This window comes from Microcoleus sp. PH2017_12_PCY_D_A, from assembly GCF_020738565.1.
In the GTDB taxonomy this organism is placed as follows: Bacteria; Cyanobacteriota; Cyanobacteriia; order Cyanobacteriales; family Microcoleaceae; genus Microcoleus.
In genome coordinates this window covers 21107-36574 of record NZ_JAEQCI010000014.1, presented here as the reverse complement: position 1 = coordinate 36574, position 15468 = coordinate 21107, and the positions used below count along the sequence as shown (strand labels likewise).

Sequence of the window (15468 nt, the reverse complement as noted above, 5' to 3'; positions counted from 1 at the left end):
AAGAGTAAACCTAAAATCTAAAATCGACTGTCTGACTGACTTTCAACCCCGTCGCAGAGGTGACGATTGCTGGAATTGGCGATCGCATTTGTCTGAAAATAATTGCGGGCGACATTGCAGCCCTGCACCAACAAATCGTCAAGATTAAGATTCCACAGTATCACCGTACCATCAGCACTCGCACTAGCGATCGCCTTACCGTCAGGACTAAAACTCGCACTCCAAACAGCAGCCTTGTTACCTTTTAAAGTGTGTAGGGGCAGTGCCCCCGTGCCTGCCCTGCCGTCAATTTTCCAGAGTCTCAACATTTGATCTCTGCTTGCAGATAGCAACATTTGACTGTCAGGACTAAAATTAATATTTGTCAATCCACTTGTATGCTTTAAAATACTCAGCGGTGTGCCGTCTTTGCTCCAAGTTCTTACAGTTCCTCCAGCACTTGCAGCCGCCAACATGGCTCCGTTGGGACTGAAACTTGCACTCACAATTCGATCGCGATCGAACTGTAAAATTCTGAGCAACTTGATATCGCTACTTGTCTCGATTGACTGCTGTTTTTGCAATTTTTGCACAACCTCGGTCAAACTCCACAGTTTAACAGTACCATCAGTAGCACCCGCAGCAAGTATCTGCCCGTCTGGGCTAAAACTCAGGCTAGTTATCCAACCTTTATCCACTTTAAAATTTGATAATTCTTGCCCGTTCATGTGCCATAGTTTAACAGTTCCATCGGCACTTGCTGAAACAATAATTTTACCATCTGGACTCAAACAGATGCTGGTTAATTTAGCGCTGTGTCCTGTTAAATCGTGCATCAACTTTCCGTTACTTTGCCAAACTTTCACGGTTTTGTCATCGCTGGCGGAAACAACTATCTGACCGCTAGGATTGAAGAGTGCACTGATGATTTTATCAGTATGCCCGGTCAATGTTGCTTGTAAAGTGCCATTAATTTGCCAAAGTTTGATATCATTGCGATCGGTAGCTGTAGCCAGTGTTTGACTGTCTGGACTGAAGCTCGCGAAAGCAAGGTTAGTGGCTTGAATCTGCCAGCGGCGGCGTTCCAGCAAGCTGTAAACTGCCTGTTCTAGGGCGATCGCCACTCGCATCTGAATTTCTGAACTCACTCCGAGCGATCGCTGCATTTCTCTAACAGCTTTAATGCTTTCGATTAAAGCTTCCGGTTTTTTGTCCGCTGCAAATAGGGTTTCGGAAAATAAACTGAGAGTCAGAATTTTGTTATTTCTTTCCTCAATTGAGGGTTTGATCCAAAAAGCAGCAATTAATATGGAAATCATCAATACTGAACTTACCGTGAAAATTCGTACTTTCAGTCGTTCCTCACGCCAGAGTTTAAGTTGAGTAACTTTTCTAAGTTTTTGCTCGGCGGATAGTTTTTCTAATAACTGATTTTCCCGGCGCAATAGTTCTATTTCTGCTTGAGTTTGTTGATCGCGATCGCGCAATTGGGCAAATTCTGCTTCTTGGCTGGCAGCTAAAAACTGATAATCTTGGCTGCTTAAACTTTTACCAGCAGCCCATTCTCGCGCATCTTGCAATGCTTGACCGTGCAACAATCGAGATTCATCTTGACAATTTGATGCTATCCATGCTGTTAAGGATTCGGCATAAGGGCGCAAGTCACAAAGTGCTTTTTCTACCCAGTTTGGGTTGAATATAGATGCGTAAATTCGGTTATTTACGGTTAATTTGCCACCTCGTTTTACGACTAATCCACTCAGTCGCAATTCAGTTTCTTCGGGGGTGTCATCGGCCTCGATCCCCCCTGCCCCCCTTAAGAAGGGGGGTTCTGAGATATTCTCCCCCCTTAAGAAAGGGGGTTGGGGGGGATCGAATGCTAGTATTTTTTGGTATAGTCCTAACAATCTACTGGCACGTTGCTGATTTCTCAAAAGGCGATCGCGAATTGTTTTCAAATGCACAGGCTCATCAGCAGCCTCCCAATTCTCAACAATCCGACATTGCACAATCTCCCCAATTAACAACTGGTTCGTAGTGAGGACTTCAGTCCTTCTTTCATCCGTTGGCTCTAATATAATAGAAGCATCCCCTAAAAAGTTGACATTTTGCAGAATTAACTTGCAAAGCTTTTGAGTCAAAAATGGCTGTCCTCCCGTCCACTCCAAAATCTCTTTTAAAAATGCTTGAGGATTGTCAACTTTCCCCTCAAATCCCTTGACTAAAGGCAAACATTCGTGTAATTTAAAACCCTGAAGTTCAATAGCTCGACCAATATTAAAAGGTGTACGAGTTGCATCGCTAATTAAATCCGATGGCGTAGCGACTCCAAGCAAAGCAAAGGTTAACTGCTGATATTCTGGCTTATAAGCGCGTTTGTTATAGCAAGATCTAATCAGTGCAAAAAAGTCATCTAGCGATTCTTTAAAACTGAGAACGCTGTCAATTTCATCAATAAAAATGACAATTTTTTGAGAAATCTTAACCAGCAATAATTCTTCAATTAACTCTCCTAAGCGCTGCACGGGCGGCATCAACTCTCTCTCCCGCCACCAAGCCATAAACTCGACGGGATCGAACAGGTTGAAACTGCACAAAAGCTTGTAAGCGACGCCGCCGTACCACTTATCCAGAGAGACTTGCTGGTTGCCGATGTCCGAAAGGTCGATCGTAGCACAAGAAATGCGATCGATCGAGAGCTTTTGTACGGTGCGCACCAGCAAACTAGATTTGCCCATTTGTCGGGAATTGAGCACGTAACAAAACTCTCCAGCTTTCAGGGCTTGATAAAGTTCCGAGTCAGCTTGACGCACTACATAAGTAGGTGCATCTTGCGGGAGACTGCCGCCGATTTGATATTGATAATCGACTGTCATGAGTTTGCCTATAGTTAGATTATTTTGTCACTTGTGTTGTGCCTTTACCGCAGATCAGTTTGTCATTTTGTTCAGTTGGTTCCGCTGGTTTAATTGTACCGCTAGAATCAGCTTCGCACAAGATGGCTGATGTTGTCATTTCATGTTTAGGAGCATTGGGATAGGCAGGAACTAGAAAGACACCGCCAACAAAACTTTTTTCTTTTTCTTGCTTGGATAATGCATAGTTAAAAGCAGTTGTTTTAGTGCTACGAAGTGAATATTTGTAGTTTGTTGTTTCGGTTTTAATGCCAATTCCTAAAGCAGCAACTGAATTGCCCAAAACACCGTTTTCTGCATAATAAGCTTGCTGAGCCCTGTTCATTGAACCAACATACTGTTTGGCTTCTGACTGCTTAGCCTTATTTGTATTACCACACAAAAAAAATGATAAAACTAAAACACCAATTACTGGGGTAAGCAATATCAAAAGCACTAAACATCCGCAACCAGTAGTAGGTAAAAAGCTAGGTGAATTATAATCTCGTTGACTCATAGTATTGTCTCCTCTCTGTTTGTAGTAAGGACTTTAGTCCTTAAAAAGTGAATTAAATGCCGATTTTAGTTCGCGATCCGCTGTCATTATCCGCCCTAGAATTCGATCGCCAGTTTTGCAAATAATTGGTTGATTCTATATTTCATCTCGATCGCCCTTTTGCACTAATTCTTTCGCTGTCAGAACTATTAAAAAAACCAAACATCCAGAAACATTAATTGCATCTCGATCGCCCTTTGAATCAAATCCTCGATCGGGATTCATTGAAGCAACATACTGTATTGTTTCTGAATGTTTAGCCTGAGATGTTCTATTCAGATAAGATGGCAGGGCGATCGCGCCCATTACTCCAACGAACATTAAAAACAATAAGCATCTTAAACGCTTAGCTAAAGTGTTAGTTGATTGAGAATATTGTTGACTCATAGTATTGTCTCCTTTCTATTGGCAGTCAGAACTTTGGTGCTGAGAATGTCGATCGAATGCCGCGAGGCAGAGCCTCTGAATCTGCGTTACCAGGCTCTTCCTGGTAACGAGAATAACTAGAAAATGGTGATGAGAAAACATCTAAGCTTGCAGATTTTGGATCTCTTTCAAATCGATAGTTATCGGCTTAATTAATTTACTATCGATCGCAAAGTTCCGCAATTCCACTTTTGTAAACTTAACTCCCCAAGGCTCGGCTATTGTATCTACATCCTCCACTAAAGCATTATTTATTTGATGGCGATCGACGTACAATTGCTCTAGAGTTAATTGAGCGATGTGATTTCCAATTGCCAGAATCAGTATATTGAACAGGGATTGCTTGAGATTCTGCACCTTGTAGCAAGCTTTTTCTAAGTCAATAATTCGCCAGTGCACGATAAAATCAACTGTGACGGAAACCCGATCGCGAGTTTTGCATTGTTGTGGCGGTAGGTGTAAAATTTGCTCGCGCAGAGTTTCTTGATAGGCAACTCTTTCGACAAAGGGAACTAGAAATGTGATGCCAGGTTCGAGTTTTTTGCGATCGTAAATTCCGAAAACTTCTACTAAAGCTTCGTCTCCTTGAGGGACGACTTTGATGCTCCTGCTTAAGGATACTCCGGTGATTGCAAACACTGCCATCAAAAAATACTGATACATAGTGAATCTCCTAAACAGTTGATAGTTGAGAGTTGACAGTTAATAGTCGATCGTGATTTCTTAGTCCGCGAAGGCGGACTTTGTTTGTCTAGAAGCGATTTCAATCGCCGATGAGAGCGTGATTTCTTAGTCCGTGAAGGCGGACTTTGTTTGTCTAGAAGCGATTTCAATCGCCGAGTCATAAAGGAGGTAACTCAGATTTAGCCGTTAATGTGAATTAATCTGTCAGGTATCACAATCAACGTATTTCCTTCCCGCTGCAAAACGTAAACTTTTTGTTTGGCTGCGATTTCTTGGTAATCTTCATTGCGGGCTTTCCAAGGAGCACCTTCATAGATCACCATTCCAATTTCTCCAGGTAAAATCTCAGAAATAGTTGTGGCTGTGCTTGCTGCGGGAATCACAAACTTTTTGCGTAAGATTAAAAGGGGTCTAATCCAGGTGTTGAGGGCGAGAGAGATTACCATCCAGTAGGATATATGCCAGTCAAAAGCTGCATACATGACATAGGCCCAATTAAACTGAAATACGATCGAGCCTATCCACAAAGCAGAAGAGCAAATTAAAGCAGCAACCCCCATCATCAGCAAGTAAAATCTGTATCTTCGGGGCAGAGTTTTGAGGATTAATAGATCGATCGCACTCAACACAATTCCGGCTGTCAACCAAAATAGCGGCGGTGTTAATGTAAAAAGCGTTCGCTCGGTAGCTAATGCCAGCAGGAAAGTTAAAATAGAATCCATAATGTTTTTACCTCGTTTTGATGCGATTCAACCTTGTTATTTCTAATCTAATCAGGTGGCTATTTGAGTTCGCGAGTGAGTTATTTGAGAATTCATCGACTTTTCATCGACTTTTTATCGACTTTAGGGACGATTAGCAATCAATTTAAGGTCAAATCCGCATTCCGGCAGTCCGGCAGGGGTTTAAACCCCTGCCTCATAGCGAAAGTCGGTTGAAACCGACTATGGATTGGAGATTGGAGATTGGAGATTTTAGATGGGAATTATTGATTTGAGATTGAATATTTGAGATTTAAAATTGAGGATTAAGAAGTTGATTTAATTGGCTTTTTAGTCCTCTTTGAGAGGACTTTCGCTATGAGACAGGGAATTAATTCCCTGTCGGACTGTCGGACTTACAAACAATATCGGTACAGCATTCGATATTAAATTGATTTGAGATTTGAGATTGGCAATTAAGGCTGTTATCTCGATCGCTTCCTATTTACTTTGCTATTTGACTTAGACTTGTGTTGACGCATGGTATTGTTTCCTTTATATTTGCAGTCAGAGAACTTTGTTGCTGAGAATGTCGATCGAATTCACTGAGGCAGAGCCTCTGGATCTGCGTTACCAGGCAGAACCTGGTAACGAGAATAACTAGAAAAATGGTGATGAAAAAAAATCTAAGCTCGCAGTTTTTTTGCCGCTTTTGGATCGAGGGCTGTCGGCTGAATCACTTGAGTGCCGATCGCAAAATCGCGCAATTCCACTCTCGTAAACTTTACTCCCCAAGGCTCAGTGATTGTATCCAACTCCTTCACTAAAGCATTATTTATTTGATGGCGAGCGTCGTAAAGTTCCTCCACAGCTAATTTACCAATTTCAGTCCGAATTGCCAGAATCAGCATATTGAACATGGCTTCCTTGAGATTTTCTACCTTGTAGCAAGCTTTTTCTAAGTTAATGATTCGCCAGTACACGATAAAATCAACAGTGATGGCAACCCGATCGCGAGTTTTACATTGTTGCGGCGCTAGGTACAAAATTTGCTCGCGCAGAGTTTGTATGTAGGCGACTTTTTCGACAAAGGGAACCAGAAATGTCAAACCAGGTTCCAGTTTTTTGCGATCGTACTTTCCAAAAACTTCTACTAAAGCTTCATCTCCTTGACGGACGATTTTCATGCTGCTGGATAATGATACTCCGGTGATTGCTAAAAACACCATCAACAAATATTCAGACATAGTGAATCTCCTATTAAACAATTGACAGTTGATAGTTGACAGTTGACAGTGAACTTAACCTTTAATGCGAATTAATCTGTCAGGTATCACGATCAGCGTGTTTCCTTCGTGGCGCAAAACGTAAACTTTTTGTTGGGCGGCGATTCCCTGGGAATCTTCATTGCGGGCTTTCCACGAAACACCTTCATAGATCACCATTCCAATTTCTCCCGATAAAATTTCGGAGATAGTTGTCGCTTCGGTTGCTTCAGGAATCTCGAACTTTTTGCGAACAATGAAAACTGGTCTGATCCAGATACTCAGGGCGAGAGAGATTCCCATCCAGTAGAATATCTGCCAGTCAAAAGCTTCATACATGACGTTCGCCCAATCAAACTGAAATGCGATCGAGCCTCTCCACAAAACAAAGGATGAAATTAGAGCAGCAACTCCCATCATCAAAGCGTAAAACCTGTATCTTTGCGGCTGAGTTTTGATGATTAATAGCTCGATCGCACTCAGTACAATTCCGATAACCAACCAAAACATCGGCGGTGTGAATGCGAAACCCGATCGATTAGTGGCTGACGCCAGCGACCAAATTAGGAGAGAATACACAATGCTTTTACCTCGTTTTGATGCGCTCGAACCTTGTTATTTCTCATCTAATCAGGCCGCTATTTGAGTTGGTGAGTGAGTTATTTGAAAATTCATCGACTTTTCATCGACTTTTTATCGACTTTCGGACAAGAGGCATTTATCATGGTTTTAGTGTCTCGATGGTTATAAGCAATGCCTCGATCGCTCAGGCTGCGTCTCCAGCACATTCCCGCAGTTAAATCGTCTCTGCTGAGAAATGGCTTTCCCAGTCAAAAAATCCTGGCTGAGGATTTAGGGATCGCCCAATCTACTGTCAGTCATTTCCTAAATGGCAAACCTGTGGATTATGCCAATTTCATCGAAATTTGTCGCGGCTTGGGCCAGGAATGGCGCGATATCGCCGATTTTGAAACCCAATGCGAATCAGTAGAAATACAGTCGATCGCACCTAAAATAGCCAAAATTGCGATCGTCTTCGAGGGCTTCGCTAGCGCCCGATCGCACCCAAACCACACCCTGATTCAACAATTGCACCAAGCTTTGACGAATGCTAGCCACGAAGTCTTTTTAGTTAACAACAGCAGCAAAGATAACTCATATTTAAAGCTTTGCGATTATTTGCTGTTACCGATGTCCGCAGAATCTGCCGCTAGCGAAATGATATTAGAACAAGTACAGCTAGCCAAAGAATTGCACACTTTAACTAATAAAACACCAGCGATATTACCAATTTGCATTGAATTAAATGCACCATTTCCTTTCGATTTATTACATTATTTAGCAGGAGTTCCGTCCTGGCAATGGCGGTCTGCTGCCGACTCATCAAAGTTAATTTCAGAAATTTTGACCGTAGTTAAAGAAGGTCGCACATCCTTAAATGCAGACCATGAATTAGCTGTCAATTTGAGCGAAATTTCTAGCACAAAAAATTCGATAATTCCACCCCAACCCGCAGCAGCACCCGAATTGCCGGGAGGACAAGTAGATTTAGCTTCTCGTTTTTATATCGATCGCCCTCCGATCGAATCTCGCTGTTACGAAACCATCGTCCAACCGGGCGCGCTGATTCGGATTAAAGCACCGAGACAGATGGGAAAAACTTCTTTAATGGCGAGGATTTTGCATCATGCAGAAGTGCAAGGTTCTCGGACAGTGGCGCTGAGTTTTCAACTAGCAAATAGGAGAGTTTTCGCTAATTCGGATACTTTTTTGCAGTGGTTTTGTGCTAGCGTCGGTCAAGAGTTGGGAATGCTGGAACAGTTACCTAAGTGCTGGGAATTAGCAGATTTAATTGGCAGCAATCAGTGCTGTAAAGCTTTTTTTGAACAGTATTTGCTGTCAGAATCGTCACCACCTCTGACATTGGGTTTGGATGAGTGCGATCGCCTGTTTGAATCGCCGGAAATTGCCGATGACTTTTTTGGGTTGTTGCGCGCTTTGCACGAAGAAGCGAAGCGGCGAGATATTTGGAAAAAGTTTCGTTTAATTGTAGTACATTCCACGGAAGTTTATATCCCGCTGGATGTCAATAAGTCGCCCTTTAATGTCGGATTGCCGATAGAAATGCCGGAATTTAACCCGCAGCAAGTACAAGAGTTAGCCCAAAGGCACGGATTGAATTGGAGTACCGATGAAGTTGCAGAATTGATGGCTTTAGTGGGGGGACATCCCTATTTAGTGCGGCTGGCTATGTATCGCATTGTGTGTCAAGATGTGACTTTAAATAATTTGCTGAAATCTGCGACAACGGAGGCAGGAATTTACAGCGATCATTTGCGTCGGCATTTGTGGAATTTAGAAAAATATCCAGAATTAATCGAGGCGATGAGAGAGGTTTCGAGTGTGTCACAACCAGTTCGATTGAGGTTAGAATTAGGGTTTAAATTGAACAGTATGGGGTTGGTGAAACTGGATGGTAATTATTGCAGTGCGAGATGCAGCTTGTATGAGGAGTATTTTGGCGATCGCCTAAACTGCAAATAATCCTGATTTAGCCGATCGCCAAATCCACACTAACTACAAATTCGGGAAAAGCCAGCGGCGACACTCGATCGCCCCGCCAAAACCTCAGCATTAAACTGTAACCGTTAACAGTCGGCTGGCGGTAAACTTCCAAGCAGTTTTCCTGTAAATTGACTATCCAGACTTCCTGAATTTGCGATCGAGCATAAATAGGAAGTTTCACGTCTCTGTCATAGTCTATGGAAGTGTCAGCTACTTCTATTAATAGTAGAACTTCCGATGGGAGGGGGTGGGCGGTTGAATAGTAATCGGCGCGAGGTTGCAGCAATACTATATCAGGTTGCGGCTCAGTGCGATCGCTCAACTGAACGGGGTTCTGCACGTCAAAAGTAGCCAAATTTTCGGGAATTTGGCTGCACAGTCTGGCTAAGCGCCTCACAGAGGAAGCGTGACGAGTTCCAATAGCGGCCATTTCAACAAGTTCTCCTTCTATCAATTCTACGCGATCGCCCTCCGAAAGAATCCCAGCTTTACCCATCAGATGGTATTCCTCTACTGTGAAAAGTCTTTTGAGCAACTGCACAGCCATAACTTACCGTTCCTCTAATCATTTCTTCAATTCTAGTCTGTCGCGCCCTTAAATACCAGTAATGTCTAAAGTCGATGAGAAGTCGATGAAAACTCGATGAAAACTCGATGAAAACTCTCTTGACTTCTCAAATAGCCGGGTGATTTAATAGATATAGAAGAGAACCAAGGCGCAGTATGCGAACTTTGCAAACCCCACTGCACTCAAATCATTCATTTACCGGAAACCTGAATATCGTCGCGCTTCTCCTATAATCATTACTCGTTTAAAAACTACTCTGCTAACACATTTGGATAACAACAATGTTGCTTAAAATAAATCCTCAACTCAATCCACTCAACAAACAAGCAGTATCGACAACAACTATGCAGGTTAAGAAAAATCCTCAACTCGATGCAAGAAATAAACAAGCAGCATCAACAACAACCATGCAGGTTAAAACAAAACCTCAACTCGATGCACTCAACAAACAAGCAGAATCGACAACAACTATGCAGCTTAAGAATAAGCCTGAACTAGATGCAATAAACCAAGAATCGGAATCTTCCGCAAAAACTTATCAGGCAGATTTGCGGCCCAAAAAAGAACGTAAATCTGTCGCCACAACCGATCGGCAAGATTTGCAGCCGATAAAAAATCATAAATCTGTGGCAAAAACTTATCAGCCACATTTCCGGCCGATAAAAGAACATAAATCTGGGGGATTCACTTTAGTGGAACTCATTATTGTGTTCATGATAATTGGAATCCTTTCTGCCATCGCCCTCCCTTCTTTTCTCGGTTGTCACAAAGCGAAACATTCAGAAGCTAAGCAATATGTTGGCTCAATGAACCGCGCTCAACAAGCTTATTTTGCAGAAAAAGGTGCATTTTCCAATTCCATTACTGCATTGGGGCTCGGCATTAAAACTCAAACAACCAACTATAACTATTCAGCCATAGCCACCAAAAATGCTGCGTTTAGTTATGGAGTAGCCCGCAGCAATAATCTTCGTAGCTATGTCGGGGCTGTATTGTTAGTAACTGTTTCCCCATACAACGACAAGACTACTGTATCCATTCTGTGTGAAGCTACTTCTTTTGGGAAGATCCAACTGCCTAATCCTATCCTTCAGAATAATGTTCCTGTCTGCGCGGCTGGTAGTAGTGAAGTAACTAAGTAAATATCCACATTAATCAGAATCTCATGTTACCTGAAATAGTCAAAGGCTTCATCATCTTAGCTTGCATATTCATTCCCCTCGAAAGAATCTTTTCCTTGCACGAGCAAAAGATATTCCGTCTCGGATGGACAACGGATGCCACCTATTTTTTTACAGGTCACTTTATTGGTCGATCGGGCGCTATTGTTGTGACTGTAACTCTGTCGCTGATGACTAATTTTCTCAACCAGCAATTGCAAAGCAAAGTAGCTTCTCAACCTATCTGGTTGCAGTTTGCAGAAGCAGTTATCGTTTCAGATATGGCATATTATATCGCTCACCGACTGCTGCATGAAGTACCTTGGCTTTGGCAATTTCATGCAGTCCATCACAGCATTGAACACATGGACTGGTTGGCAGCAGTCCGGGTGCATCCCTGCGAGCAACTCTTTACTCAGATTTGCAAAATCATGCCTCTTTACTGGTTGGGATTTACCAAGGAGAGTTTGGTGGTTTATGCTCTTTATTCGGCGGCGATCGCGTTTTTGATTCATGCTAATATTACTCTCAGATTTGGCGTGCTAAAATGGTTTGTGGCTACCCCGCAATTTCATCAATGGCATCACAGTAAAATTCCCGCAATAAACAACAAAAATTTTGCTGTTCAGTTGCCGCTGTTAGATTTATTATTTGGCACTCTCTATATGCCAGCCGGGAAAAGACCCAGAAAATATGGTATCTCCGATCGCGTACCTGTTGGCTATCTCGGACAATTACTCTATCCGTTTCTCAGAACAATAAAAATGCTAAATGAAAAATTAAAACAAGGTATGGTTCGCTATTTTCGCCCTTTACCTGTAATCCTTGGTGCGATATTAGTTGCGGTTAGTTCTCTCAGTGCATTTACCTTAATTAATCACATGGATATCCCTACTTTTATCGTGAGTTTGAATGCCCCAAAAGTAACTGTTGCCGAATTGCAGCAGGGTAAGTTAAAACCTGTGATTTTGATTGACGTGCGATCGCCCGAAGAATACGCAGAAGATCGCATCGGTGAAAGTCCGCTGGTTCCCCTGATTGACATTGAAGCTGGATTCGGTGTCAAGCAAGTGCAAGCTATTGCTCGATCGAGCGTCAAATCCAATCAAACTCAGCCAACTATTGTACTTTATTGTGCGCGGGGAGGGCGCTCAGTTAAAGCATACCAAAAATTGCAAAAAACTAATTTGAATTTAGCTTTCCTCTCTGGCGGGATCGCAGCGTGGCGGGAAGCTGTGCCTGCTAAACAAGACGCTGAAATATTAGCGCCAATTGCTCGATCGCTCCCAGAGGCAGTCAGAAGTAATTAGTTAGTTAAAGCAAGAGCAGAGAATAAGGGAAACTCACAAATATCTATCAATAGAAAGGTGTGTCCGGCTGAATGATTCGGTATCTTGAAAATAAGCAGCCAGAATCCTCAGCAATCTGCAACGGTTGGCTGTTTTGGCAGGCAGCACAATAATCTGAGTTAACATAACTTGATTCCATGCAAAATACCGCAGATTTACTCCCCAAAATTGACTCGCCGAGTCTTCCTAAAAAGCAACCGGCACTCCCAAATTACGAAGCAGCCGATCGCCAATTTGTCAATTTGCTAGAGATAGATGATTTAGATAAGACGGTGGCTGCAAAACCGTTACTTGTTAGCGATTTTGAAAGCGCGATCGCCTTTGCCTTGCGATCGGCTTATCAAGAAGATGGCGACAACGAGGCCGCGCACCGTTTCTTGCAGCGCGTACTGTACCGCATCAACCGCCTCAACTTGTTTTGGTACGACGATTTGCACCGCTACAACAACGAACGATCGCACTATTTGCGTTCTGTGCGCGATCGCATCGAAGAACCTTGGCAGCAGTGGGAATTCGCCCAAATCGACGTTGCAGCCGTGCAAAACATCGAGAATGTCAAGCAAGCCCTGCGCGATCGCGCCGCTGCCGATGTCGATCCAGAACTCACTCCTATCGATCGCTACCTGCGAGAACAGATGACTGAAGGGGGATACAGACACCTGCTGGCGATCGCCTCCTTCGACGGTTTAGTGGAAGCCAGCCGCGTTTCTCGCATCATCGGCGGTGCCGGCAACGAAATTCAGTCAACCCTGACGCGGGTGCTGATCGAAGAATACGGCGGCGGTCGCTTACCCCGCAAGCACTCGACCTATTTTGCCCAAATGCTGGCAGAATTCGGGATGAGCACGGAACCGGAGGCGTATTTCGATTTGGTACCTTGGGAAGTGCTCGCCAGCATCAACCACAACTTCCTGCTTACCGAACGCAAGCGCTACTTTCTGCAATACAATGGCGGACTTACCTATTTTGAGGTAGCCGGGCCCGTCGCTTACCGCAATTATCTAGCCGCCGCCCAGCGTCTGGGCCTCTCGCAGGCTGCGATGGGTTATTGGGAAGTGCACATCCGAGAAGATGAACGTCACGGGCGCTGGATGCTTGATGAGGTGGCGATCCCCCTGGCTGACAGGTACCCGGATGAGGCCTGGGAATTGGTCTTGGGCTACGATCGGGAGAAGTCGATCGGCGATCGGGCTGCGTTGGCTGTAGTGCGATCGATCCAAGCCGCAGAACACAATTAAAGGGCGATCGCGCGGGTGCGTCAGTCACAAGCTTTTACTCAACTCAAGCAGTTTGTGGCTGACGCACCCTACCAAGGCTTTATGTTACAAAGCAGTCAATAACTGAATTAGCTCGATCGACAAATCTCTGGGCGACTTTTGCTGCTTCTGAAACAAAACTCCCGCCAGCAGATAGATATTTTCCGAATAAAAAGCCATGCCCTGTTTTCGGAGATTAGCGATCGCGCTTTTCACCTTAGACTCGGAACTGTAATAGCCAAAAGTTAAAGGTGCAATCTCAAAATTCGCCACCGAGTAGCCCCGATCCAAGGCATAATCCATCAAACCCACAGGATTAGAATAGCTCGAAACCATCAGCAAAACTTGGTCGCAGCCCAAAGATAAAAGTTTTTTAGCAATTGTCGAACCATCAGTCCCGCCGTGCAAAAGCGGCTGATATATCTTATCATCCGCCGCCGGCAAATAAGGCGGATTTGAGATTACACAATCCGCCGACTCGTATAAAGGCGAATCAAAAAAAGAGCAATTGTGGACAGTGTATTGTTCGCTCAGTTCGTATTGCTTAATTTGAGACTGAGCAATTTTCCAAGCTACATTATTTAGCTCAAATCCCTGTATAGTCCCATCAAAATCGGTTCTCAGCAAAGACTTAATAACTGGACTTCCCTCTCCAGAACCAAACTCTACGATCGATCGAGATTCGTCGCTGGCATTCAACACTAGACTTTCCAAGCAGTGCGAGTAAAAATCTGATTCTTCCGGGCAGTGAAATACCTGTTTGAGAGGATGGGATGAAGTGAGCATAAATTCTGTAACAAAGTTTACTTTTTTCAAAGTATCCAATAAATAAGAGTGCAGCCATCCGTCGCAAGAGCTATTTTATAAACTTATTAAATCTCACTCTTCCGGTTTGAGGTTTTGCCATCCCATAAGTATCACTTCCGAGCTATAAAAAAACCGGAGATTAATCCAATTGACTGATTCCAATTCTACAGATTGCTGTTGAGATAGGACCTAAGCCACTAATGGTTAATTTTAATTGTGTCAAATATGACTTTTTTTAATTGTTCAGTTCCGCCTCTGCGCCGCAAACAGCTTAACCCAGACGTTCAGGATTTCGAAGGAATTTGGCATTTTGAGTTTCCCCTAGGAAAAAAACGATCTTACTCAACATTTTATACTTGCCTCGATCGAGCTTGCCTGATGTGGAGCTTGCTGTTAATACCCATGTTCGGCACGGCACAATTTTTTCCTGTGAGTTGGATGCTGCAAGCAGGTTTGTGGTCGGCGCTCAGCCTCGCGGGTACAGTGGCTATGGTAAGCTGGACGTACTGTTGGGTCAAAAAAGACGCCTGACTTGGGTGCTTTACGGTTGGGTAATACTAATGTTATTGGGATTGCTGCTGACAGACTTGGGCATTTTTTTAGGTTGGGGAAAAGTGTTGGCAAATCTCTGTCCTCTGTCGTTGGGAATGAGCGGAATCGGGTATTTGGGGACTGGATGGGCTGTGCGATCGCGCGCGCTGTTAGCTGCAAGTTTGTTTCACCTGTTGGGGATTTTAATTTTGCCTTATACCAGCGGTTGGTCTTTCCTGTTTACGGGAGGGGTAATGGTATTTAGCTTGCTCGTTTTAGCCCAATGGCAATGGGATATGCGACGCCCGATCGAGTACGCTGCATTAGCTGCTCAACAGCAGCATTTAGATGGGGAACACGGCCGCATCCGACAGCTATTAACCTAAATCAAATTGGTTAGTAGTGAGGAATTCATTCCTCAAAAATGCGGACTGAATTCTTCACTACTAACCTGAGCTTGGTTGGTAGTGAGGACTTCAGTCCTCGGAAAATGCGGACTGAAGTCCTCACTACGAACCTTAATTACATGGGTTTGTAGTGAGGACTTTAGTCCTCGGAAAATGCGGACTGAAGTCCTCACTACCAACCTCAATTACATTGGTTGGTAGTGAGGACTTCAGTCCTCATCAGACGAGAGAACACTCAAATCCTAACCATCAAACCCGATCGAGGTTATTTTAGCGGACACGATCGGACTAATGACTGATGACTGATGACTGATGACTGA

14 protein-coding genes are annotated in these 15468 nt (G+C 43.7%); 5 read left to right on the top strand and 9 right to left on the bottom strand.

Features of this window, described 5'->3' with window-relative positions; genetic code table 11:
• Nucleotides 1–17: 17 nt before the first annotated feature.
• The 7 genes from JGK39_RS02620 to JGK39_RS02590 all read right to left on the bottom strand — a co-directional run bounded on the left by JGK39_RS02620 (nucleotide 18) and on the right by JGK39_RS02590 (nucleotide 7084).
• Nucleotides 18–2855: an AAA-like domain-containing protein gene (locus JGK39_RS02620; protein WP_293295697.1), complete on the bottom strand. Its 2838-nt coding sequence runs from the start codon at nucleotides 2853–2855 to the stop codon at nucleotides 18–20.
• 19 nt (nucleotides 2856–2874) lie between these two features.
• Nucleotides 2875–3390, bottom strand: a complete 516-nt coding sequence (locus tag JGK39_RS02615; RefSeq protein ID WP_293295695.1) for a type IV pilin-like G/H family protein — start codon at nucleotides 3388–3390, stop codon at nucleotides 2875–2877.
• A gap of 135 nt (nucleotides 3391–3525) precedes the next feature.
• Nucleotides 3526–3816, bottom strand: a complete 291-nt coding sequence (locus tag JGK39_RS02610; protein WP_293295660.1) for a hypothetical protein — start codon at nucleotides 3814–3816, stop codon at nucleotides 3526–3528.
• 141 nt (nucleotides 3817–3957) lie between these two features.
• Nucleotides 3958–4518, bottom strand: a complete 561-nt coding sequence (locus JGK39_RS02605; RefSeq protein WP_293295658.1) for a paraslipin — start codon at nucleotides 4516–4518, stop codon at nucleotides 3958–3960.
• A 200-nt stretch (nucleotides 4519–4718) separates the two neighbouring features.
• Entirely contained in the window at nucleotides 4719–5261 is a 543-nt protein-coding gene (locus JGK39_RS02600; RefSeq protein WP_293258346.1) for an NfeD family protein, read from the bottom strand.
• Between the two features lie 665 nt (nucleotides 5262–5926).
• Entirely contained in the window at nucleotides 5927–6487 is a 561-nt protein-coding gene (locus tag JGK39_RS02595; RefSeq protein WP_293258348.1) for a paraslipin, read from the bottom strand.
• Nucleotides 6488–6541: 54 nt separating this feature from the next.
• A complete protein-coding gene (locus JGK39_RS02590) occupies nucleotides 6542–7084 on the bottom strand; it encodes an NfeD family protein (protein WP_293258350.1) in 543 nt (180 codons plus the stop codon).
• 174 nt (nucleotides 7085–7258) lie between these two features.
• Between JGK39_RS02590 and JGK39_RS02585 the strand changes: the two genes are divergently transcribed.
• Complete coding sequence (locus JGK39_RS02585) at nucleotides 7259–9049, top strand: AAA-like domain-containing protein (RefSeq protein ID WP_293258354.1); 1791 nt, start codon at nucleotides 7259–7261, stop codon at nucleotides 9047–9049.
• Nucleotides 9050–9056: 7 nt separating this feature from the next.
• On the opposite strand, the gene JGK39_RS02580 is transcribed toward JGK39_RS02585, so the two are convergent.
• Nucleotides 9057–9617 (bottom strand): Uma2 family endonuclease, encoded by a 561-nt coding sequence (locus JGK39_RS02580; protein WP_293258356.1) that lies wholly within the window; start codon nucleotides 9615–9617, stop codon nucleotides 9057–9059.
• A gap of 302 nt (nucleotides 9618–9919) precedes the next feature.
• Here JGK39_RS02580 and JGK39_RS02575 point away from each other — a divergent pair, with 302 nt between their 5' ends.
• The 3 genes from JGK39_RS02575 (at nucleotide 9920) to JGK39_RS02565 (ending at nucleotide 13385) form a co-directional block, all read left to right on the top strand.
• The gene (locus JGK39_RS02575; protein WP_293295656.1) at nucleotides 9920–10780 is read left to right on the top strand and encodes a type IV pilin-like G/H family protein; all 861 of its coding nucleotides are present in this window, start codon (nucleotides 9920–9922) and stop codon (nucleotides 10778–10780) included.
• A 23-nt stretch (nucleotides 10781–10803) separates the two neighbouring features.
• Complete coding sequence (locus JGK39_RS02570) at nucleotides 10804–12108, top strand: sterol desaturase family protein (RefSeq protein ID WP_293258360.1); 1305 nt, start codon at nucleotides 10804–10806, stop codon at nucleotides 12106–12108.
• A gap of 176 nt (nucleotides 12109–12284) precedes the next feature.
• Complete coding sequence (locus JGK39_RS02565) at nucleotides 12285–13385, top strand: iron-containing redox enzyme family protein (RefSeq protein ID WP_293258362.1); 1101 nt, start codon at nucleotides 12285–12287, stop codon at nucleotides 13383–13385.
• Between the two features lie 84 nt (nucleotides 13386–13469).
• Here JGK39_RS02565 and JGK39_RS02560 read toward each other — a convergent pair whose 3' ends face one another.
• On the bottom strand, nucleotides 13470–14189 hold the full coding sequence (locus JGK39_RS02560; protein ID WP_293258364.1) for a methyltransferase: 720 nt from the start codon (nucleotides 14187–14189) through the stop codon (nucleotides 13470–13472).
• Between the two features lie 377 nt (nucleotides 14190–14566).
• Here JGK39_RS02560 and JGK39_RS02555 point away from each other — a divergent pair, with 377 nt between their 5' ends.
• Nucleotides 14567–15127 carry a hypothetical protein gene (locus tag JGK39_RS02555; protein ID WP_293295654.1) on the top strand — a complete coding sequence of 187 codons (561 nt, stop codon included), beginning with the start codon at nucleotides 14567–14569 and terminating at the stop codon, nucleotides 15125–15127.
• Nucleotides 15128–15468 lie beyond the last annotated feature (341 nt).